Below are 19993 nucleotides of genomic sequence, written 5' to 3'. Positions count from 1 at the left end.
GGTCTGACGGCTGTTGACAGGGTGACACGCTCGGTGGCTACATTTTGAGACGTTCTGCCACATCACGCCAAATCATGGCAATGTGCGCTCATCCCTCGAAGGGATAGTCAGTCGATGCTCAAGAAGACGACAGCCGCGTTGACCACCGCCCTCCTTGTGACCACGCTCGGCGCCTGCGCCAAGGCGGCCGACGACACGGCGAGCACCACCGCGGGCGCCTCCGCCCAGCAGCGGGTGCAGGCCACGGCGTCCGGGACGGCTCTGTGCACGTCCGAGACCTACAACGGAGGGGTGCCCAAGCTCGACCTGAAGACGATCACCGTCGGATTCGCCCAGTCCGAGAAGGAGGCCAACCCCTTCCGGATCACTGAGACCCAGTCCATCAAGGACGAGGCCGCCAAACGCGGCATCAAGCTGATCACCACCAACGCGCAGTCGGATCTGAACAAGGAGATCGCCGACATCCAGGGCATGATCGCGCAGGGAGCCAAGGCGCTGATCATCTCCCCGCTCAACTCCGAGGGCCTCGACCCCGCGCTCAAGGCCGCGCAGGACGCCAAGGTGCCGATCATGACCATCGACCGCCTGCTGACCACCAAGACCGCGTGCACCGACTACATCGGCTGGATCGGCTCCGACTTCGTCAAGCAGGGCGCCAGGGCGGCCGACGCGATGATCACCGCCACCGGCGACAAGGGCGAGGTCGCCATCCTGCTCGGTGCCTCCGGCGTCAACGTGACCGTCGACCGTACCAAGGGCTTCAAGGACCAGCTCGCCGCCAAGAACTCCGGACTGAAGATCGTGGCCGAGCAGACCGCCGACTTCACCCGCGAGAAGGGTCGGTCGGTCACCGAGCAGCTCATCTCCGCCAACCCCGGCATCAGCGCCATCTACGCCGAGAACGACGAGATGGCCCTGGGCGCGGTCGCGGCGCTGAAGGCGGCGGGGAAGAAGGCCGGCGACATCAAGATCGTCACCATCGACGGCACCAAGGGAGCGGTGCAGGGCATCATCGACGGCTGGGTGGCGGCGGTCATCGAGTCGAACCCGAGGTTCGGCCCCCTGGCCTTCCAGGCGCTCGACGACTTCTACTCGGGCAAGGGCGTGCCCGCCACGACGATCATCTCCGACAAGGAGTACACCAGCGACAACGCCCAGGCCGAACTGGCGAACGCGTACTGATGGACGGGCCCGTGGTCGAGATCACCGAGGTCTCCAAACGGTTCGGCGGAGTCATCGCGCTGGACGGCGTCTCGCTCACCCTCCACGCCGGCCAGGCGCACGCGCTCATCGGCGAGAACGGCGCGGGCAAATCCACCCTGATCAAGATCCTCACCGGGGTGCACCGGCCCGACTCCGGAACGGTCACCCACCTGGGCCGGAGTGTCGCCTTCTCCACCCCGCGGGAGGCCCAGGCGGCCAGCATCAGCACCATCTACCAGGAGGTCAACCTGGCCCCCCTGCTCAGCGTGGCGCACAACCTCCACCTGGGCAGGGAGCCGCTCACCAGGCTCGGCCTCCTGGACCACGGCCGGATGCGCCGCCAAGCCGTACAGCTGCTGGCCGGGTACGGCGTGCACGTCGACGTCCGGCGCCCGCTGCGGGAGCTCGGCCTCGGCATCCAGCAGATGGTGGCCATCGCCAGGGCCGTCTCTGCTCAGGCCCGGGTTGTCGTCATGGACGAGCCGACCTCCTCACTGGAGCCGCGCGAGGTGGACCTGCTGGCCGAGGTGATCGAGCTGCTGCGCGGCCAGGGCGTCGCCGTCCTCTACGTCACCCACAAGCTGGGCGAGGTGTTCAGGATCTGCCAGCAGGTGACCGTGCTGCGCGACGGCCGGCTCGTGCACCACGGCCCGGTGGCCGAGACGAGCGGCATCGGGCTGGTCGCCTCCATGCTCGGACGCCCGGTGACCCAGGTCAGGGGCCACGGCGTGACCAGCTTCGGCGAGACGCCGCACGCACGGGGGAGCGAGCCGATCCTGCGCGCGCGGGGCCTGACCCGCCACCGGGTGCTGGACGGCATCGACCTCGAGGTGCACGAGGGCGAGGTGGTGGGCCTGGCCGGGCTTCTCGGATCGGGCCGCACCGAGACCGCCCGGGCGCTCTTCGGCGCCGACCCGCTGGACTCCGGCTCGATCACCATGACCGGCGCCTCCCCGCGGCGCTGGAACCCGGCGACCGCGATCCGCTCGGGGGTCTGCCTGGTGCCGGAGGACCGCAAGGCCGAGGGCATCGTCGCCGGTCTGTCCGTGCGCGACAACATCACCTTGGCGGCGCTTCCGGCACTCACCAAGGCGGGGATGGTCTCGCGCGAGGCGCAGAACCGCATCGTCGACACCTTCGTCCGGCGATTGCAGATCAAGGTCTCCTCGCCGGACCAGAAGGTGGGAGAGCTGTCGGGCGGCAACCAGCAGAAGGTGCTGCTGGCCCGGATGCTCTGCCTCCACCCGCGGGTGCTGATCCTCGACGAGCCCACCCGTGGGATCGACGTCGGGGCCAAGGCGGAGATCCAGTCTCTGATCGACGAGCTGGCCTCCGCCGGGCTAGGGGTGGTACTCGTCGCCGAGCTGGAGGAGGTCGTGGAGGGGGCCGACACCGTGGTCGTGCTGCGCGAGGGCTCCCTGGCCGGCATGCTGCGCGGCGACGCCATCGGTGAGCAGCAGATCATGGAGCTCATCGTGGAGGGACGACATGAGTGACCCGCTCGTGTTCGTCCGAAGGGTGAAGCTGAGCGACCACGGAGTGTACGCCGCCATCATCGCCCTCCTGGCCTTCAACCTCGCCTTCACCCCGAACTTCGCCACCCTCGCCAACCTCCGCCTCCAGCTCGTCCAGGTCGCCCCGGTCGCGATCGTGGCGCTCGGAATGGCGCTGGTCATCGGCACGGAGGGCATCGACCTGTCAGTGGGCTCCACGATGGCCGTCGCCGCCGCTGTCATCCCGCTCTACCTCGGCTACGGCGCCTGGCCCGCCATCGCCGTGGCGCTCGCGGCCGGAGCGGCGATCGGCCTGATCAACGGCGGCCTGGTCGCCTTCGGGATCCAGCCCATCATCGCCACCCTGGGACTCCTGGTGGCCGGTCGCGGGCTCGCGCTGGTCCTGGCCGACGGCAGGCTGGTGGAGATCTTCGATCCGGTGCTCGGATCGATCGGCGGCGGCGCGCTGCTCGGCGTCCCCGTCCCGGTCCTGCTCGCGCTGATCGTGGCAGTGGCGGCCGGGGCAACACTCCGGTACGCCGCGTTCGGCCGCCGGGTGATCGCCATCGGCGGCAACCGGCCCGCCGCGGCCCTGGCCGGGCTGCCGGTGCGACGCACCCTGATCACCGTCTACCTGGCCAGCGGCCTGCTCGCCGCCGTCGCCGGGGTGCTCACGACTGGGCGGCAGGGCGCGAGCGACCCGTCGTTCATCGGCCTGCTCATCGAGCTCAGCGCGATCACCGCGGTAGTCGTCGGCGGCACCCCGCTGTCCGGCGGTCGCGTCCGCATCCTCGGAACCCTGATGGGAGCGCTGCTGATGCAGCTCATCGTGGCCACCGTCATCCAGCACAATCTGCACGACTCGACAGCCAGGATGATCCAGGCGGCGATCATCGTCGCCGCCGTCTACGCCCAGCGCGACAGGCGTCACCCATGAGCGCCGTCGCCACCGGCAGCCGCCGCGACCGCCTGGCCGCCCTCGCCCGGCAGCGCGGCGCCATGGTGGTCCTCGCCCTGGTCGTGGTGGCCGGCTGGGCGGCCTTCGGCGAGAGCTTCGCCAGCGCCCGCAACTTCGGCAACATCGCCCTGGACGGCTCCTACCTGCTGCTGGTCGCCACCGGCATGACCTTCGTGATCCTTTCCGGCGGCATCGACCTGTCGGTCGGATCGGTGCTGGCACTGGCCGGCGTGCTGTCCGCCTTCGGCTCCCGGTGGGGTACGGCCGGCGCGATCCTGCTGCCGCTCGTGGTCTGCGGGCTCATCGGCCTGGCCAACGGCCTGCTCGTCGGCCGGGCGCGGATCACCCCGTTCATCGTGACGCTGGCCACCCTGCTGTTCGCCCGCGGCCTGGCCTTCGCCGTGTCGCGCGAGGGCAACGAGGTCTACATCATCCCGCCCGACCTGCTGCTCACCCGAGTCGGCCAGGCGACGGTGCTCGGCGTGGGAGCGCCGGTGATCATCGCGCTGGCGGTGTTCGGCGCGGCCGTGCTCGCCCTGAACCGGACCAGGTTCGGCCTGTGGACCGTGACGGTCGGCAACGGCGAGGACACCGCCGACCTCATGGGGCTGCCGGTGGTGCGGGTCAAGGCCGGCGTGTACGTCCTCAGCTCGCTGCTGGCCGCGCTGGCCGGCATCCTGATCGCCGCCCAGACCGCATCCGGCCTGCCCACCCTGGGGGAGGGGCGGGAACTGGAGGCCATCGCGGCCGTCGTCATCGGCGGCACCCTCCTGACCGGCGGTTCCGGTTCGCTGGGCGGCACGCTGGCCGGGGTGCTTCTGCTCAAGATGATCCAGAACCTGATCAACCAGGTGGGCACCCTCAGCTCCTACTTCCAGCAGGTCGTCAGCGGCCTGTTCCTCCTTCTCGTCGTACTGGTGCAGGTCCTTCTTTCCAGGAGGCGGCGGTTGTGACCGATTCCCCGACCAAAGTCGCGGTGGTGGGCACCGGAGCCTGGTGGGGCTTCCACCACGCGCGCGTCTTCTCCACGCTGGCTGACACCGAGCTGTGCGCGATCGTCGGCCGAGACCCCGAGCGCACCGCCGACAGGGCCCGGCGCTTCGGAGCGCGGCCCTACGTGGACGTGGGCGAGATGATCGAGCGGGAGCGGCCCGACCTCATCTCGGCCTGCCTGCCCAACGAGGGGCACTTCGCGCCCACACTGGCGCTCATCAGGACCGGCATCCCGCTGCTCGTGGAAAAGCCGCTGGTCTTCTCCCTGGAGGAGGCCGACACGCTGCTGGCCGAGGCCCGTGACCAGTTCTTCGCCATCAACTTCAACCACCGCTACGCCCGGCCGGTGCAACTGGCCGCCGAGGCCGTACGCAGCGGACGGCTCGGCCGGCTGGTGTTCGCCTCCTGGCGCTTCGGCGGCGAGAGCGGGACCGGCGACCACCCGCACGCCAACCTGATCGAGACCCAGTGCCACGGCTTCGACATGCTGGAGCACCTGTGCGGGCCCATCTCATCGGTGGCCGCGCAGATGACCGGCGGCCCGCCGTACCCGACGGTGGCCGTGTCCCTGAGCTTCGCAGGCGGCGCCGTCGGCACCCTGCTGGGCAGCTACGACTCCTCCTACGCCTACCCCGGCACCCACCTGCTGGAGCTCAACGGCACCGAGGGACGGGTCCTGATCGAGGACACCGTGCGCCGCTACACCTTCACCCACGCGGGCGACGAGGTCAGCCAGGTGTGGCAGGCCGGCTACTTCAACGACGCCGACCGCGGCTTCCACGCCACCTTCGACCGCCACGCGGACGCGCTGATCGCCGCCTTCCGGGCGGGCGCGCCGCCGCCCGTGCATGCCAGGGCCGGGCGGCGTGCGCTGGAACTGGCGCACGCCGTGATCCGCTCCTACGAGAGCGGGACGCGGATCGACACCCCGTGAGACCGGGCCGCCAGGCCGGGCAGCCGGACGTCCCACCGCGGGCCACGCAGGCCGAGCCGCAAGCGATCAGCTCGGCCTCGTCGGCGGGTCGCCGGTGAGGGCGGCGGTCACGGCGCCGATCAGGTGCTCCTCGACGTCGCCCGCGCGCATGCCCCGGTCGGCCGTTAGCTGCTCCCAGACGGAGACCGAGGTCATCGCCCAGGCGAGGTCGGCGGCGACGTCCGCGGCCAGACCGGGCCGCAGCCGTCCGGCAGCTCCCAGCCGGCGGGCGGCGGCGAGGAACCCGCTGTGGAGCTCGTCCATCCGATCTTTCCAGGCCGCGGCGGCGTCGGGGTCGTCGCGGCGGGAGGCCAGCAGCACCGAGGCCACCGGATGGATCGTCGCCGCGTAGCGCAGCCAGACGCGCAGGAAGGCGCGGAACGCCTCGAGGGGTTCCTCCGTTGTCAGCGCCTTCTCGCAGCGCGCGCGGATCCCGTCCTGCTCGTCCATATCGCGTACGACGGCCACGAGCAGGCTGGCGCGGGAGCCGAAGTGGAGGTAGAGCGCCTGCCGGGAGATCCCCGCCGCGCGGGCCACGTCGGCCATCAAGACTCGTGGGCCCTGCTCGATGATGAGCCGCCGGGCGGCCTCCAGGATGCGCGATCGCGTGCTTGACACGTGTCAAGCATAGCTCTAGCTTGACACGCGTCAAGCGCTACGGCTTCCGAGGAGGAACCCGATGGACACCACCCACCCGGCGGCCGTCGCCGCGCTCACCGCCATGGGCGCGGTGAGCGCCGGCGACCGGGACGCCTGGCTCGCCTGCTACGCGCCGGACGCCGTGCTCCATGACCCGGTCGGCGGCTCCCCGCTGGATCCCCACGGCGCCGGTCTGCGGGGAAGGGCCGCCCTTGAACGGTTCTGGGAGCTTACCGTCGCCCCCAACGAGGTGCGTTTCGAGGTCGCTGCCGTGCACCCCGCCGGTGACGAGGCCGCGGTCGTCGCCTCGGTCTCCGTTCGCCTCCCCACCGGCGTCTCCTTCAGCTACGACGGCGTCTTCGTTTACCGGATCGAGGACGGGCGGATCTCGTCGCTGCGCGCCTACTGGGACCTGGACCGCGTCCTGTCCGCGCTTGCTGCCTGACTGGTGGCGATCACATCGCGGATCCTGTCACCAGCGCACGTGCCGGCGGACGCCCTACTGCCCGCCGGCCAGGGTGAGCCGGTCGATCGCCTCCAGTTCCTCCGGCCCGAAGTCGAGGCGGTCAAGCGCCGCGACGTTCTCCTCCAATTGCTCCACCCGGGAGGCTCCGATCACGGCGCTGGTCAGCTGCCTCAACCGCAGGATCCAGGCCAGGGCCAGCTGCGCGAGTGTCTGGCCGCGGGCCGAGGCGAGGTCGTCGAGGGCACGCAGGGTCTTGGCGCGTTCCTCGGGCGTGCGCCCGCGCACCCAGGCGGCCGTCCACTCCCTGGCCGCCCGGCTGTCCGGCGGCACGTTGCCGTCGAGGTAGCGGCCGGTGAGCAGGCCGGAGGCCAGCGGGCAGAAGGCGATCACCCCGGCGCCCGCGCGTTCGGTGTGCGGCAGCAGGTCCTCCTCGATCGTGCGGTGCAGGAGGTTGTAGAAGGGCTGGTGCACCACAATCCGCGTCAGGCGCTCACGCTCGGCCACGCGCACCGCCTCGGCGAACTGCGCCCCGGTGTAGCTCGACACCCCGGCGTACAGCGCCTTGCCCTGCCGTACCAGCTGGTCCAGCGCACCGAAGGTCTCCTCCAGAGGCGTCGCCGGGTCGGGCCGGTGGGAGTAGAAGACGTCGAAGTAGTCCACGCCCGTACGGCGCAGCGACTGGTCGCAGCTGGCGATGAGGTGCTTGGCCGAGCCCAGCTGCCCGTACGGCCCCGGCCACATGGGGTAGCCGGCCTTGGAGGAGATGATCAGCTCGTCGCGGGGCAGTTCGGCCAGGATCCGGCCGCAGACCTCCTCGGCGTTGCCCGGCGGTTCGCCGTAGTTGTTGGCCAGGTCGAAGTGGGTGATGCCCAGGTCGAAGGCGCGCAGCATGACCTGCCTGGCGTCGTGCTCGTCACGGTAGCCGCCGAAGGTGTACCAGGCGCCCAGCGAGATCGCGGGCAGCAGCAGGCCGCTCCGTCCGCAGCGGCGGTAGCTCATCCGGTCATAACGGGACATGGAGCCTCGCTTTCAAAGGGATCTTCTGCGGCCGATCTGGTCCACGGCCACGGCCGCGAGCAGCACCGCGCCACGAGCGCTCTCCTGGTAGAAGGTCGGGACGTTCATCAGGCTCATGCCGTTGTTGAGGCTGCCCATGAGCAGCGCCCCGAGCAGCGCGCCCAGGATGCGGCCCCGGCCGCCCGACAGGCTGGTCCCGCCGATGATGGCGGCGGCGATGGCGTCGAGTTCGAGGAAGAGCCCGGCGCTCCCCGCCACCGCGCCGGATACCCGGGCGGTGAGCGCGATGCCGGTGACGCCGTAGGCCAGGCCCGCGATGAGGAAGTTGCGCCAGATGACCGAGTCGAGGTTGATGCCCGCCAGCCTGGCCGCCTGCGGGTTGCCGCCGATGGCGTAGAGCTTGGCGCCGTAGCTGGTGCGGCGCATCAGCAGCTCGGCCAGCAGCACGAGCACCGCCAGCAGCAGCACCAGCAGCGGGATGCCGAGGTAGGCCGCGACGTACAGCCCGCCGGCCGCGCACAGCACGGCGGGTACGGCCCGGCGGCCCAGCCCCGGCAGCACCCGCTCGACCAGGCCGAACCTCTTGGCCCTGCGCAACCCGGCGTACTGGTAGGCGAGGTAGGCGGCCAGGCCGATCAGGATCAGCCCCGCCGAATAGGAGGCCGTCAGGTAGCCCGTCGCGAACGCGGTGAGCGAGTCGGGCACCGGCGCGACGGTCTCGGCCTGCGGGATGATCAAGGAGAAGCCGCGGAAGTACAACATCCCGGCCAGCGTCACGATGAACGACGGGATGCCCACCTTGGCCACCCAGAAACCCTGCCAGGCGCCCATGGCCAGGCCGCAGGCCAGAGCGGCGAGCAGCGCCCAGTGCACCGGCCAGCCGAGCCGTACAGTCAGCATCGCCAGGACCACCCCGACCAGGGCGACGGCCGAGCCGACGGAGACGTCGAAGTTGCGGGTGACGATGAGCATGACGGCGCTGATCGCCGCCAGGCTGACGATCGTGGTCTGCAGGGCGAGCAGACCCAGGTTGCGCTGCGACAGGAACAGGCCGTCGGTGGCCAGCTGGAAGACCAGCCAGATCACCGCGAGCACCAGGACGAGCGTGTAGTTGCGCAGCTCGGCCCGGTGGCCGAGCCCGCGCACGACCTCCGCTGCCCGGGTGCGGGCGCCGAGGGCGGGTGGCGTGGTGGTCATCTCAGGTCCCTGCGGCTTCCTCGAGGAGTCGGGTCTCGGTCAGGTCGGCTCCGGCGAGCTCGCCGGTCATCCGTCCCGAGCGCATGACCAGCGCCCGGTCGGCCACGGTGGCCAGCTCCTCGGCGTCCGAGGAGGCCAGCAGCAGGGCGTAGCCGTCGGCTCTGAGCCCGTGCAGCAGCTGGTGGATCTCCGCCCGCGCGCCGACGTCCACGCCGTGGGTGGGGTCGACCATGAGCAGGATGCGGGTGCCGGCCGCCAGCCATCGGGCGACCTGGACCTTCTGCTGGTTGCCACCCGACAGCGTGCCGAGCGGCGCCTCCTCCGACGGGGTGCGGATGCCCAGCCGCTCGATGTAGTCGCGGGCCAGCAGCCGCTTGGCGTGCGGATCGAGCATCCCGGCGCGGCCGAAGCGCTCCAGCCGGGCCAGGGCGAGGTTGTCGGCGACGGAGTGCTCGGCGATCAGCGTCTGGCGGCGGTCGGGGGCCAGCAGCCCGATGCCGTGGCGGATGGCGGCAGCCGGGTCGCGGACGCGGACGGGGCGGCCGTCCACGTGGACCGACCCCTCCACCCGGCCGGGCCAGGCGCCGAACAACGCCATGGCCGCGCCCGCGCACCCGGCGCCGACCAGGCCGAACAGCCCGACGACCTCGCCGTGCCGTACGGTCAGGTCGAGGCCGTCGACGCGCACGCGGTGGCGGTCGTCGGGGTCGTGGATGGTCAGGCCCTCGACCCGAAGCGCCACCGCACCAGCCGGAGCGCTCGCCGTCGCCGCCTCCCGCTCGGCGACCAGCTCCGCGCCGAGCATCTCGCGCACCACCCGGCCCCGGTCGGTGTCGGAGGTGCGGTGGTCGCCGCGCACCCTGCCGTCGCGCAGGACCACGATCCGGTCGGCCAGTGCGAAGACCTCGCCGAGCCGGTGGGTGACGAAGACGATCGCCACCCCGCGCCCGCGCAACCGGCGCAGCTGCGTGAAAAGGCGCGAGGCCTCGCTCTCGGTGAGCGCCGCGGTGGGCTCGTCGAGGATGAGCACCCGCGCCCTGGCCGACAGCGCGCGCGCCAGGGCGACGAGCTGCTGATCGGCCAGGTCGAGCGTGCCCATCGGGGCGTCGGCGTCGAGGCTCAGGTCGAAGTCCGCCAGGACCTGCCTGGCCTCGGCCCGGAGCCTGGCCTGGTCGACCAGGCCCAGCCGGGTGCGCGGCTCGGCGTTGAGGAACATGTTCTGCGCCACCGTCAGGTCCGGCACCGCAGCGACCTGCTGCGGGATCACGACGATCCCGGCGGCCCGCGCGTCGGCCGCGCTGCCCGGGGCGTACGGCACGCCGCCCAGGTCGAGCGTGCCCTCGTAGCTCCCGGCCGGATGCACCCCCGACAGCACCTGGATGAGCGTGGACTTGCCCGCGCCGTTCTGGCCGAGCAGGGCCATCACCTCCCCGGACCTGATCTCGAGGTCGACGTGGTCGACGGCCACCACCGGCCCGAACCGCTTGGTCAGCCGGGTGGCCAACAGGACACCGTCGGCCATCAGCAGGTCGGCTTCCGGTCCGGCACGTTCTTGTACACCTGGTCGGCGCTGATCCAGAAGGAGTGCGAGCAGACGAAGGCGCCCAGGTCCTTGCCGCCGACGAGGTAGATGGGCGTCTTGGCCCACGGGATCCGCCCGGCGCCGTTGTCGATCGACGCCTCGGCGTTCACCGGCTTGCACTGGGCCATCGCCAGCGCGACCTGGGCGCCGCGGGTGGCCATCTCGTCGGGGGCGGGCCAGACACTGCCGAACATGCGGCCCTCGGCGATGGCCTGCATGGCCGACAGCTCCATGTCCTGGCCGGTGACGGGGATCGAGCCCGCCTTGATCCCGGCCTGCTCGATGGCCTGCAGGACGCCGAGCGACATGCCGTCGTAGGAGACGAGGAAGGCGTCGACCTTGTTGGCGTTGGCGGTCAGCGCGTTCTCGGCGGTTGCCTGGGCGGGCTCGGTCTTCCAGGCGGGCGTGAACTGGTCGGCCACGATCGTGATCTGCCCGGCGGCGACGGCCGGAGCGAGGACTTCGTGGTAGCCCTTCTGCATCTGGGTGGAGCCCGTCTGGCCGGCGTCGCCGCCGATGAGCACGTAGTTGCCCTCAGGCGCGGCTTCGAGCACCGCCTTGGCGGCGCTGGCCCCGCCCTCCTTGGGATCGCGCCCGACGAAGGCGGCGTGCGGGGCGCCCAGGATCAGGTCGTCGTAGGAGGCCAGGGGGATGCCCGCGGCCTGTGCCTTCTTGGCGATGCCCGCCGCGACGTTGAAGTCGACCGGCTGGATCACGATGGCGTCGACGCCCTGGGTGATGACGTTCTCGGCCTGCGCGACCTGCTTGTTGGCGTCGTTCTCGGCGGACTGGAAGACCACCTGGTAGCCGGCGGCCTCGACGGCCTTCTTGAAGAACGGCACGTCGGCGTGGAGGTAGCGAAAAGCGGTCTGCTGCTTGAGCATGAACGCGATCTTCTTGGTGGTACCTGAGGTGCAGGCTCCGGCGGTGGACCCGGCTCCGGCGGCGGTGGCCTGGGCGCCTCCTGCCGTCTGCTGGGTCACCTGTCCGCAGGACGTCGCCAGCAGCGCCAGGGCAGCCACGCCTGCTGGGAGGCGACGGGCTTGGGTCCGTACGGCGGGCCCGGGGGGCAGGTGGCGGGATCCCCTTCGCATGACCATCTCGACCTCTCCTTCGCGGCGCCGCTGAGCGGGGGAATGCCCTGATGGTGAACCGGCTTCCGGCCTACGTCAACGTTGACTGTCAACGTTGACGTAGTCGGGCAACCGGGATAGGTTCACCTCAGGCGGTGTCCACCGAGGGGAGGATCGGCACGAGTGGTCGACTCGACACCTCCGTCCTCCGGCCGGCCCACGATGCGTGACGTCGCCCTCTACGTCGGCGTGAGCACGAAAACCGTGTCGCGGGTGCTCAACGATGAGCCGGGCGTCGGGGCCACCACCATCGCCCGCGTGCACGAGGCCATCGACGCCCTGGGCTTCCAGCGCAACGACATGGCCAGATCGTTGCGGGTCGGCCAGTCCACCCGCACCCTCGGCATGATCATCGAGGATGTCGGCAACCCGTTCTTCTCCGGCATCGCCCGCGCCGTCGAACGCTCGGCCCGCCGCCGGGGCTACCTGGTCATCACCGGCAGCTCCGACGAGGACCCGGCGATCGAGCGCACCCTGATCCGCTCACTCGTCGAGCGCCGGGTCGACGGCCTGCTCATCGTCCCGGCCGGCGACGACCACCGCTCGTTGCTGCCCGAGCTGCGGCGCGGCATGCCGGTCGTGTTCATGGACCGGCCGCCGGGCGCCATCGACAGCGACGTCGTGCTGCTCGACAACGCACGCGGCGCCTTCCAGGCCACCGAGCACCTGCTGGCCCACGGACACCGCCGCATCGGCGTGCTCTGCGACTACCTGACGATCTTCACCGTGCCAGAGCGGCTGCGCGGCCACCAGGAGGCACTGCGCGCCGCAGGGCTGCCGGAAGACCCCCGGCTGGTGCTGGCCGGGCTGCACGACGCCGAGACCGCCGACGCCGCCACCGAGCGTCTGCTCACCCAGCCCGACCCGCCCACCGCCGTGTTCGCCACCAACAACCGCATCGCCGTCGGCGCGCTGCGCGCCATCCACCGGCTCGGACGTCCGGTTGCGCTGGTCGGATTCGACGACGTGGAGCTCGCCGAGGTGTTCATCACGCCCCTGACAGTCGTCTCCCACAACCCCGCCCTGATGGGGGAGGAGGCCTGCCGCCTGCTGTGGCAGCGCGTCGACGGCTACACCGGCCCGACCCGGCGAGTCATCCTGCCCACCGAACTGATCGTGAGGGGCTCGGGCGAGATCTCGCCGCCCCCATAGCCTGGGCCTGGGCGCTTGTTCCCGCCCGAGAACGTCATACGCCAGGAGCGACGAAGCCACCGCGACGGCAGCTCCGGCAGTGGCTTCCCGCGTAGTGGGCTTGGCTCTTCACCGTCCCGATCGAGCAGTTCAGCAGTGCGGCCGTCTCGCGCTCCGTCCCGTCCTCGTAGTAGCGCAGCACGATCACCGCTCGCTGGCGGGGAGGCAGGCGCAGCAGCGCCTGGCGCATGACGAGCCGTACGAGGTCCGAGTCTTGGCTTGAGTAGGGCTGCTCGGGCGGGCTGGGGGTAGGGACCTCGCTCCTGAGCCGGCGCCGCCGCCATGAGATGTGCTGGTTCAGCAGCGCCTTGCCTCGGGACGCTCGACCGGCGCCAGCTGGGACCAGCGGCCGAGCACCTTGAGCAGGACACTCTGCAGCAGGTCCTCGGCCTGGCGGGCATCCCCGTGAGCAGGTACTGCTGAGAAGGCGGCATTGGCGGCCATGCCCGCCACCTGCTAGCGGCCAGGTCTCCTCTGGCTGGCTCAGGGGCGCGGGGCGACCTCGCCTCCTATGCCCGTCTCGTTGCCGTCGGTGTCGTGGAAGACCCATTTGCAGACGTTCCCGTGCTGCTCTTTGTCCACCGGCCGGAGCCCGCGCTCCGCGATCCGGTCCACCTCCGCCACCGGGTCGTCCACCCAGATCATGCCCACCGCGCCTCCGGCACGGGCGGCATCCTCGATGACGTAGACGTATCGGTCCTCGGCCAGTTGCCACACCGCTTCGATGTCGTTGGGAAAGAACGCTGGTTCCTTCCCGAGAAGCTTGCTGTACCAGGGCACGGCGCTCTTGTAGTCGCGGACGGGAATGCCCGCGAAGATCCCTACTGACATGCTCGAACGTCCTCTCCGCCAAAGCCGGGAGGTCCGGCCTCTCGAAGGAAGGACTCGGTATGTCGCGAAAACTCATCGACGAGATTTCTTGCCTGTAGCTGGCCAGGCGTTTGGTTGGGTCGAGATTGGGTGCCTGGCCGGTGACCGTCGCGGTCTTGCCCTGGCTGGGTTCGGTGATACCGGATCGAGGACGGGCGGATCTCCTCGCTGCGTGTTTACCTGGGAGCCGTCAGCCACGAATCGCCATCGGACGGGTACGAGATCCGCTGCCACCCGGCCTGCCGTACCCGCAACGCCTCAGTCGTAGGAGTCGGCCGGACAATTACGTGAGATCGAAGGGGGCTGGGAAGTGGCCTTCCCAGATCCGGTGGGACGCCTGTTCGGGGTAGGGCAGGGTCTTCGACTCGGTGTCCAGGAGGCGGGTGAGGCGTCCGCCTGGCCGGTGGGCGGACCAGCCCGCGTCGCCCGTGGTGGCGAAGCGGACCCATGCCTCCTGGAACTGGCGGGAGAGCGCGACGGCCTCGGCATTGGGCTCCTCGCCGATGAGCTGGATGCCGACGGGGCTGTCCAGGGTGCCGAACGCCAGGGGCATGTCGAGGCTGTGGCAGGCGCCCAGGATGCCGTCGAGGGCGGGGGCGGCCCAGCACAGTTCGAACAGGTAGGAGGTGCCGCCGGCTGCGGTGTTCGCCTCGGCGAGCTTCTGTGACGGCATGCGGAAGAGGGCGTCGGAGTACACCGTCTCCACCAGTTCCTCCGGGCCTGCCTGCGGGAAGGCGGCACGGTAGGCCAGCGCGCCGTCCGGCTGTGGGGCGAGCAGTGCCAGGGCTGCACGGGCGTCCTGCTCGGTGAAGGTGCCGTGCCGTCCGCTCATGACGCTGAAGTACCGGAATTCGTCCCGGGCGTGGCCGACGAGCAGTTCGGTCCCGCTCGCGCGCCCGCCGGTCAGTGCGGGCCAGGGGGTCTCCGGGAGGATTTCGCCGTCGACGACGGGGCACAGGGCGGTGCCGGTCTCGGTCAGGCGTCCCCAGCTCTCCCGGTGCGCGTGGAGGCCGGCGTTGAAGGCGGTGAGCTCGGCGGCCAGGTGCCACGGGTCGACGTCGCGCAGGGCCTCGGCGGTGGGGGCCGCCGCGCCGAGCCGGTCGGCGAACGCGGCGGTGACCTGCCGGGCCAGCGCGGGGGTGCTGTGCAGCCCCGGCACCGAGTGGGCGATGGCCCGTCGGAACAGGCCGCGCGCGGACTTCATCGTCAGCAGGGCGGCGACCGAGCCCGCCCCGGCGGACACCCCGCCCACGGTGACCCTGCCGGGGTCGCCTCCGAAGGCGGCGATGTTGCGCTGCACCCACTCCAGCGCCGCGATCTGGTCGAGGAACCCGCGGTTGGGCGGCGCGTCGTCGAGGAACGCGAATCCCTCCGCGCCCACGCGGCAGTTGATGGTCACCACGACGACTCCCGCCTCGGCCAGCGCCGCCGGATCGAACATCGGGTCGCTGGAGGCCGCTGAAAGGTAGCCACCCACGGGGATCCACACCAGCACCGGCAGTCCCGCCGCGCCCGGATCCGGAGTGCCGACGTTGAGCGTCAGCCAGTCGCTGCCCTGCGGGGGCACGTCGATCGGCAGGGACAGCGGCACCACGGGGCCGAACTCGACCGCCTGCCTCGTCCCCTCCCAGGGGTGCGGCGGCGCGGGCGCGGCGAAGCGGAGCGCTCCGACCGGAGGCTGGGCGTAGGGGATGCCGCGGAACACTGCGTGCCCCTGTCGCCGGCGCCCCTGCACCACGCCTTCCGTGGTCCGTACCTTCGGCTGTTCGGACATGATGATTCCTTTCCGCCGGGTGGGTTCAAGGTTATGGGTCAAGTGTATTATGTCAACTGTATTGGAAAGGTGCTGGGCATGAGGGAAGGGCCACGATGCCGAAACAGGTGGATCACCGCGGCCGCCGCGAAACGATCGCCCGCGCACTGTGGCGCGTGGTGGAACAGCGCGGCGTCAACCAGCTGACGATGCGCGTGGTGGCGCAGGAGGCGGGCATGTCACTCGGGCAACTGCAGCACTACTTCGCCTCCCGGACCGCCATGCTCACCTTCGCCATGGACTTCGCCTCCGAGCAGACCTCGGCGCGCGTCCTCCAGGGGCTCGACGAACTCGGTGACCATCCCCATCCTCGCGACGTGCTGCGGCTGACGCTCGCGGAAATGCTCCCCCTGCACGCCGACGCCCGCGCGACCAGCCGGATGAGCGCCGCCTACGTCCTGGAGGCGCTGCACGACGAGGCCGTGCACGAGCAGGCGCACCGCGGCCTCGCCCAGGGGCGGGCCCTCGTCGAGCAGTCGGTCCGCCAGGCGATCGCCGACGGGCACATCGACCCAGACCGAGACCCGGTGACCGAGACCAACCTGCTCCTCGCCCTCACCGGCTTCACCTCCCTGATCGAACTCGACGTGATCGAGCCCCAGGACGCCCTCGCCGCGATCGACGTGCATCTGGACCGGCTGTTCAGGAGCCCGTGACCTGCCCCCGGACACGGGGCAGCCACAGGGCAGGCGGGGGACAAGATCAGCTCTGGTCCGCCGCTCGCCGGCCTGGTGCCATCTGACCGCGGCACCGCGCCCGGCACGACCATCCCATCCACGCTCCGAGCGTCCGCGCCGACGCTCGCACTACCGAGCCCGTTCACCGTGGCGGGCAACCATCGACCGACCTTCGCCCAGCCTCATGTCGCCCGAACCGACGCTCAGCTGCTCTCGTGGGCGCCGTCGTGGAAGGCGCGCCTACCCGGCCACATCAGCTCGGGAGAAGGTCTTACTGGCCTCGCTGAGCGAACTCGTCGGGTGTCGTGCCGCCGGGGAATCGGGTGACGAAGTCGAGTACCCCGACCCAGGTCGGACGGACGGCGATGCGGACCATGGTGACGCCGGGACGGTCGACTGCGGCAACGTTCGCCGCGCCCTGTACCTCGCCGGCGTAGCGGCGCTGGGCGGCGGCGTACTCCTCCGCGATCCCCTCGACGTCGGTCACTTCGGCCTGTCCGCGGAGGAGGAGCACGGAGGGCGGGGTGGTGGCGGCGTCGATCGTGACGGCGATGTCGGGGCGGGCTCGCAAGGCGCTGACCTTGAGGCCTCCGAAGGTGGAGAGCACGATCTCGCTGCCGGTCCAGTGGAACAGCATCGGGAACACCCGTGGCGTTCCGTCGCCGGCGACGTAGGCGACCCGGGCGAGTTCGGTGGAGTGGAGCAGTTGCTGGGCCACGTCGGTTTCCAGCAGCCGGACATCGCCCTGGGGCAGCGTCGTGGCGTCGAGGTGGGTCATCGGGCGAAGACCTTGCCGAGGTTGTCCAGGCACAGCTCCCAGCCCTCGCGGAGCTCGGCCGCCGCGTCGTGACCGGGCAGGCCGCCGTGGGTCAGCACCACCGACGTGACACCCGCGTGCTCGGTGATCTCCAGGTCGCAGCTCGATCCGGTGCCCGCCTGGTCCTCCTCGCCGTGCCAGATCCAGGCCAGGCGTGAGGGGCGTTCCACGAGGGTGTACACGCCGGTGGCGGTGTATTCGGTGCCGTCGGTGTCACGCATGACGACCCGTAGGCGCCCGCCCACGCGCAGGTCGACTTCGGCCTCCGCGGTATCCCAGTCGTCGCCTGCGTGCCACCACCTCCTGATGACTTCCGGGTTGGTCCAGGCGTCGAACACGGCCTCTGACGACGCCTGGTAGGTGCGTTGGATGCGAAAGGCGTGCATGTGTGGCTGCTCCCTATGGGTGAGGTGGTCCTCAACGGTGTCGAACATGCGCTCCCACAGGGCGCGCTGGCGATCGACCCAGGTGACGGCGTCGATGAGTGCGGCCGGGTTCAACGCCAGCCGGTGGGTGCGGCCGGCGAGCTGGCGGATGACGACACCGGCGTCTTCGAGGACTTTCAGATGCTTGGTGATCGCCGGCTTGGAAACGCCCAGGTCCGAGGTCACCTCACCCACGGTCGCTGGGCCGCTGCCCAGGCGCTCGATCATCTTGCGCCGGATCGGATGGGCCACGGCTCTGAACGGATCGTTCACCATAAAGCTAACAGTACACCATATGGTGAACAGAAGATTGAGGGCGGTGCGAGGTGAACTCACCGATGTCGCGTCTGCCTGGGCGGCCGCCGGCGAGATCATCGCCAGGTCATCAACGGTGTTGCGTGGGAGGTCCGCGCCGGAGCCGACTGGCGTGACGTGCGACTGAACGCCAGGGGCCCCCTGGCAGCCCGCCTCCACCCAGGTCGCTCACGCGCCGGCAGGGGCGCCGCCTCGCGACTGTTCGAACCAGCGCGCCAGACCATCGAATCGATCAACCAGGCTCTCGGGCAGCTTGACCTCGAACGCTACGGTGGACGGACCCTGCGCCCGCGTCGTCATCGTCCGCGTTCTGGCACAACGACACGACCGGCCAGCCCGCTCAATGACCGCCAGCGACCACCCCGTGGAACCACTCATCCAGAGAAGCCGCCGCCCGGCCTGAAATTCTGCCGCCTTCCGCGCACACGTAGGAAGTGAAAGCCAACAGCGTTGGAAGGTCTGACGAGGATGACGCGTGCATGAACAAGACGACCGGTCCCGGTTCGAGTCGGTGTATCGGCGGACCTACGAGCAGATCCTCGGATATGCGGTGCGGCGATGTTCCTCGCCCGAGGACGCCGCCGACGTCGTCGCCGAGACCTATGTGATCGCCTGGCGGCGGATCGACGAGCTCCCCGAGGGGGAGGCGGGCAAACTCTGGCTGTACGGCGTGGCCCGCCGGGTCCTGGCCAACCACCGCCGTAGCGAACGGCGGCGGCTCACCCGGCACGCCGAGCTGACGACCGAGATCGAACACCTCTACACCGCCCCACCCCAGCACGGCGAGCAGGCCGGCGTGGACGAGGCCATGGACATGCTCTCCGACGGAGATCGGGAACTGCTGGCCCTGGCCCTCTGGGAAGGGCTCGATCCCGGCGAGATCGCCACAGTCCTGGACTGCTCACGCAACGCCGCCCGCATCCGTCTGCACCGGGCCCGCAAACGCTTCGCCAAGGCCCTGGAGAAGACCCGCCCATCAGTCGCCGGCTACGTAGCGCGGCCGCTCGTCAAGAAGGAGTCAGGGTGAACCAGGACCAGATCTTCAGGAACCGGGCCAGGGCGCTGGATGAGGACCTGACCGGCAGCGCGTCCACCGCGGGGGCGGACGCGCTGCTGGCGGAGATCGTCTCGATGGAGCGCGCTCCCGCCCGGCGGCGGCTCCTTCGCCCTTCCGGCCGCGCTCTGCTCGGCTTGACGGCGATGGCGACGGCGGCTGTGGCGGCTGCGGCGGCCGTGGTCGCGATCCCGGCGCTGCAATCGGGCACCACCACCCTGGTGCCGCAACCGGCCACATCCTCGTCCGTGACGGCCGCACCGGAAGCCCGTCAGATCCTGCTGGCAGCTGCCGTGGCCATGGAGCAGGCCCGTGCGGAGGGTGACTACTGGCGTACCGCGACGGTCAGCCAGTCGATGCTGCTGGATCCCACGCGCACCTATGTGATCGAGCGCAAGTGGTCCAAGGAGACCTGGCTGGCCAAACGGCCGGACCTGTCAAGCTGGTGGATCAATCGATATCTCGGCGCCGAGCCTGCGACTCCGCGGGACAAGGAGGTCTGGCGAGCCGCGGGTGCGCCCACGAGCTGGCGTTACCCCAGGAATCTGACGGAGAACCGGTTCGCCGTCCCGTTCAAGCCGTTGGAAGCGGCTGCGGGCGAGCGCACCGCCACGCGGTTGCGCGGCAAGTGGACAGGCTCGGCCGGCGACCTGATGGGGGAGCTGATGACCTGGCGCGAGCTGGACGAGATCCCGGGCAATCCCGAGGAACTGCGCGGCTACCTGGAAGAGCGCATCTCACGACGGCTGACGGCCGATGCCCACCCCGGGCTGGACGTGGAACAGACGACGGCGAACCTTCTCCGCCAAGGCTGCGTGGACATCATCAGCCGGCTGCCCGCCTCACCCGAGGCTCGTGCGTCCGCCTACCGGGTCCTCGCCTCGCTGCCCGGCATCCGGGCCGTGGGGGAGTCGACGGATCCGCTGGGGCGGAACGGGCAGACGCTCAGCTATCAGGTGGAGGCGGAGCCGGGGTTGTTCACCCAGGTTCGGCTCCTCATCGACCCGAGCTCGGGGCTGCCCTTGTCAGAGGTGTGGACCAACACCATCACCCTCGCGGACGGGCGGACGGCGGAGCTGCGCAGCGCCACATCGTTCCAGACGATCGGCTGGACCGACGACCGCCCTGACCTGCCCACGCAACCGGTCGGGTAGGGCTGGCGGAGCGCGCGGCCGAG

General features: G+C 70.6%; 21 protein-coding genes. 10 read left to right on the top strand and 11 right to left on the bottom strand.

All coding sequences use genetic code 11. The annotated features are described in order from the left end of the window. Positions 1–114: 114 nt before the first annotated feature. Genes ACIBH1_RS37690 through ACIBH1_RS37670 form a run of 5 tightly spaced genes read left to right on the top strand, consistent with a single transcriptional unit; the run spans position 115 to position 5581 of the window. Positions 115–1182: an ABC transporter substrate-binding protein gene (locus ACIBH1_RS37690; protein ID WP_397318825.1), complete on the top strand. Its 1068-nt coding sequence runs from the start codon at positions 115–117 to the stop codon at positions 1180–1182. Between the two features lie 11 nt (positions 1183–1193). Then, a complete protein-coding gene (locus ACIBH1_RS37685) occupies positions 1194–2699 on the top strand; it encodes a sugar ABC transporter ATP-binding protein (protein WP_397318824.1) in 1506 nt (501 codons plus the stop codon). After that, entirely contained in the window at positions 2692–3633 is a 942-nt protein-coding gene (locus tag ACIBH1_RS37680) for an ABC transporter permease (RefSeq protein ID WP_397318823.1), read from the top strand. The genes ACIBH1_RS37685 and ACIBH1_RS37680 overlap by 8 nt, the downstream gene beginning before the upstream one ends. After that, positions 3630–4607 carry an ABC transporter permease gene (locus ACIBH1_RS37675; protein ID WP_397318822.1) on the top strand — a complete coding sequence of 326 codons (978 nt, stop codon included), beginning with the start codon at positions 3630–3632 and terminating at the stop codon, positions 4605–4607. The genes ACIBH1_RS37680 and ACIBH1_RS37675 overlap by 4 nt, the downstream gene beginning before the upstream one ends. After that, a complete protein-coding gene (locus tag ACIBH1_RS37670; protein ID WP_397318821.1) occupies positions 4604–5581 on the top strand; it encodes a Gfo/Idh/MocA family protein in 978 nt (325 codons plus the stop codon). The genes ACIBH1_RS37675 and ACIBH1_RS37670 overlap by 4 nt, the downstream gene beginning before the upstream one ends. 66 nt (positions 5582–5647) lie before the next feature. Here the strand turns inward: ACIBH1_RS37670 and ACIBH1_RS37665 are convergent, their stop codons facing one another. Further along, complete coding sequence (locus ACIBH1_RS37665; RefSeq protein WP_397318820.1) at positions 5648–6238, bottom strand: TetR/AcrR family transcriptional regulator; 591 nt, start codon at positions 6236–6238, stop codon at positions 5648–5650. Between the two features lie 61 nt (positions 6239–6299). Between ACIBH1_RS37665 and ACIBH1_RS37660 the strand changes: the two genes are divergently transcribed. Continuing rightward, positions 6300–6704 carry a nuclear transport factor 2 family protein gene (locus ACIBH1_RS37660; protein WP_397318819.1) on the top strand — a complete coding sequence of 135 codons (405 nt, stop codon included), beginning with the start codon at positions 6300–6302 and terminating at the stop codon, positions 6702–6704. 54 nt (positions 6705–6758) lie between these two features. On the opposite strand, the gene ACIBH1_RS37655 is transcribed toward ACIBH1_RS37660, so the two are convergent. Genes ACIBH1_RS37655 through ACIBH1_RS37640 form a run of 4 tightly spaced genes read right to left on the bottom strand, consistent with a single transcriptional unit; the run spans position 6759 to position 11543 of the window. Further along, complete coding sequence (locus ACIBH1_RS37655) at positions 6759–7742, bottom strand: aldo/keto reductase (protein ID WP_397318818.1); 984 nt, start codon at positions 7740–7742, stop codon at positions 6759–6761. Between the two features lie 12 nt (positions 7743–7754). Continuing rightward, on the bottom strand, positions 7755–8939 hold the full coding sequence (locus ACIBH1_RS37650) for a sugar ABC transporter permease (protein WP_397318817.1): 1185 nt from the start codon (positions 8937–8939) through the stop codon (positions 7755–7757). 1 nt (position 8940) lies between these two features. Then, entirely contained in the window at positions 8941–10461 is a 1521-nt protein-coding gene (locus ACIBH1_RS37645) for a sugar ABC transporter ATP-binding protein (protein ID WP_397318816.1), read from the bottom strand. Further along, on the bottom strand, positions 10461–11543 hold the full coding sequence (locus ACIBH1_RS37640) for a substrate-binding domain-containing protein (protein ID WP_397318815.1): 1083 nt from the start codon (positions 11541–11543) through the stop codon (positions 10461–10463). Before ACIBH1_RS37640 ends, ACIBH1_RS37645 begins: the two co-directional genes overlap by 1 nt. Positions 11544–11777: 234 nt before the next feature. On the opposite strand from ACIBH1_RS37640, the gene ACIBH1_RS37635 reads away from it, so the two are divergent. Next, positions 11778–12806, top strand: coding sequence for a LacI family DNA-binding transcriptional regulator (locus ACIBH1_RS37635; protein ID WP_397318814.1), 1029 nt, complete (start codon positions 11778–11780; stop codon positions 12804–12806). A gap of 34 nt (positions 12807–12840) precedes the next feature. Here the strand turns inward: ACIBH1_RS37635 and ACIBH1_RS37630 are convergent, their stop codons facing one another. The 4 genes from ACIBH1_RS37630 to ACIBH1_RS37615 all read right to left on the bottom strand — a co-directional run bounded on the left by ACIBH1_RS37630 (position 12841) and on the right by ACIBH1_RS37615 (position 15489). Then, a complete protein-coding gene (locus tag ACIBH1_RS37630; RefSeq protein ID WP_397318813.1) occupies positions 12841–13035 on the bottom strand; it encodes a sigma factor-like helix-turn-helix DNA-binding protein in 195 nt (64 codons plus the stop codon). A gap of 107 nt (positions 13036–13142) precedes the next feature. Beyond that, positions 13143–13289, bottom strand: coding sequence for a hypothetical protein (locus ACIBH1_RS37625; RefSeq protein ID WP_397318812.1), 147 nt, complete (start codon positions 13287–13289; stop codon positions 13143–13145). Positions 13290–13328: 39 nt separating this feature from the next. Beyond that, entirely contained in the window at positions 13329–13676 is a 348-nt protein-coding gene (locus tag ACIBH1_RS37620; protein ID WP_397318811.1) for a VOC family protein, read from the bottom strand. 322 nt (positions 13677–13998) lie between these two features. Further along, on the bottom strand, positions 13999–15489 hold the full coding sequence (locus tag ACIBH1_RS37615; protein ID WP_397318810.1) for a carboxylesterase/lipase family protein: 1491 nt from the start codon (positions 15487–15489) through the stop codon (positions 13999–14001). Positions 15490–15584: 95 nt separating this feature from the next. Here ACIBH1_RS37615 and ACIBH1_RS37610 point away from each other — a divergent pair, with 95 nt between their 5' ends. Then, entirely contained in the window at positions 15585–16184 is a 600-nt protein-coding gene (locus ACIBH1_RS37610; RefSeq protein WP_397318809.1) for a TetR/AcrR family transcriptional regulator, read from the top strand. 292 nt (positions 16185–16476) lie between these two features. Here the strand turns inward: ACIBH1_RS37610 and ACIBH1_RS37605 are convergent, their stop codons facing one another. Both ACIBH1_RS37605 and ACIBH1_RS37600 read right to left on the bottom strand, forming a co-directional pair. Further along, positions 16477–16983 carry a pyridoxamine 5'-phosphate oxidase family protein gene (locus ACIBH1_RS37605; RefSeq protein ID WP_397318808.1) on the bottom strand — a complete coding sequence of 169 codons (507 nt, stop codon included), beginning with the start codon at positions 16981–16983 and terminating at the stop codon, positions 16477–16479. Continuing rightward, the gene (locus ACIBH1_RS37600) at positions 16980–17822 is read right to left on the bottom strand and encodes a metalloregulator ArsR/SmtB family transcription factor (protein ID WP_397318807.1); all 843 of its coding nucleotides are present in this window, start codon (positions 17820–17822) and stop codon (positions 16980–16982) included. The genes ACIBH1_RS37605 and ACIBH1_RS37600 overlap by 4 nt, the downstream gene beginning before the upstream one ends. 415 nt (positions 17823–18237) lie before the next feature. On the opposite strand from ACIBH1_RS37600, the gene ACIBH1_RS37595 reads away from it, so the two are divergent. Then, the gene (locus tag ACIBH1_RS37595; RefSeq protein WP_397318806.1) at positions 18238–18789 is read left to right on the top strand and encodes an RNA polymerase sigma factor; all 552 of its coding nucleotides are present in this window, start codon (positions 18238–18240) and stop codon (positions 18787–18789) included. Next, on the top strand, positions 18786–19970 hold the full coding sequence (locus tag ACIBH1_RS37590; protein ID WP_397318805.1) for a CU044_5270 family protein: 1185 nt from the start codon (positions 18786–18788) through the stop codon (positions 19968–19970). The genes ACIBH1_RS37595 and ACIBH1_RS37590 overlap by 4 nt, the downstream gene beginning before the upstream one ends. Positions 19971–19993 lie beyond the last annotated feature (23 nt).

Source organism: Nonomuraea sp. NPDC050663, assembly GCF_044456985.1.
In the GTDB taxonomy this organism is placed as follows: domain Bacteria; phylum Actinomycetota; class Actinomycetes; order Streptosporangiales; family Streptosporangiaceae; genus Nonomuraea.
The sequence above is the reverse complement of the archived record's forward strand: the minus strand, read 5'-3'. Positions and strand labels throughout refer to the sequence as shown.

What these genes read in the sequence shown, in the direction of transcription:
- ACIBH1_RS37690 (WP_397318825.1), top strand. Translation starts at nt 115, where the DNA reads ATGCTCAAGAAGACGACAGCCGCGTTGACCACCGCCCTCCTTGTGACC.
- ACIBH1_RS37680 (WP_397318823.1), top strand. Translation starts at nt 2,692, where the DNA reads ATGAGTGACCCGCTCGTGTTCGTCCGAAGGGTGAAGCTGAGCGACCAC.
- ACIBH1_RS37675 (WP_397318822.1), top strand. Translation starts at nt 3,630, where the DNA reads ATGAGCGCCGTCGCCACCGGCAGCCGCCGCGACCGCCTGGCCGCCCTC.
- ACIBH1_RS37660 (WP_397318819.1), top strand. Translation starts at nt 6,300, where the DNA reads ATGGACACCACCCACCCGGCGGCCGTCGCCGCGCTCACCGCCATGGGC.
- ACIBH1_RS37655 (WP_397318818.1), bottom strand. Translation starts at nt 7,742, where the DNA reads ATGTCCCGTTATGACCGGATGAGCTACCGCCGCTGCGGACGGAGCGGC.
- ACIBH1_RS37650 (WP_397318817.1), bottom strand. Translation starts at nt 8,939, where the DNA reads ATGACCACCACGCCACCCGCCCTCGGCGCCCGCACCCGGGCAGCGGAG.
- ACIBH1_RS37645 (WP_397318816.1), bottom strand. Translation starts at nt 10,461, where the DNA reads ATGGCCGACGGTGTCCTGTTGGCCACCCGGCTGACCAAGCGGTTCGGG.
- ACIBH1_RS37630 (WP_397318813.1), bottom strand. Translation starts at nt 13,035, where the DNA reads ATGCGCCAGGCGCTGCTGCGCCTGCCTCCCCGCCAGCGAGCGGTGATC.
- ACIBH1_RS37625 (WP_397318812.1), bottom strand. Translation starts at nt 13,289, where the DNA reads ATGGCCGCCAATGCCGCCTTCTCAGCAGTACCTGCTCACGGGGATGCC.
- ACIBH1_RS37620 (WP_397318811.1), bottom strand. Translation starts at nt 13,676, where the DNA reads ATGTCAGTAGGGATCTTCGCGGGCATTCCCGTCCGCGACTACAAGAGC.
- ACIBH1_RS37615 (WP_397318810.1), bottom strand. Translation starts at nt 15,489, where the DNA reads ATGTCCGAACAGCCGAAGGTACGGACCACGGAAGGCGTGGTGCAGGGG.
- ACIBH1_RS37610 (WP_397318809.1), top strand. Translation starts at nt 15,585, where the DNA reads ATGCCGAAACAGGTGGATCACCGCGGCCGCCGCGAAACGATCGCCCGC.
- ACIBH1_RS37605 (WP_397318808.1), bottom strand. Translation starts at nt 16,983, where the DNA reads ATGACCCACCTCGACGCCACGACGCTGCCCCAGGGCGATGTCCGGCTG.
- ACIBH1_RS37600 (WP_397318807.1), bottom strand. Translation starts at nt 17,822, where the DNA reads ATGATCTCGCCGGCGGCCGCCCAGGCAGACGCGACATCGGTGAGTTCA.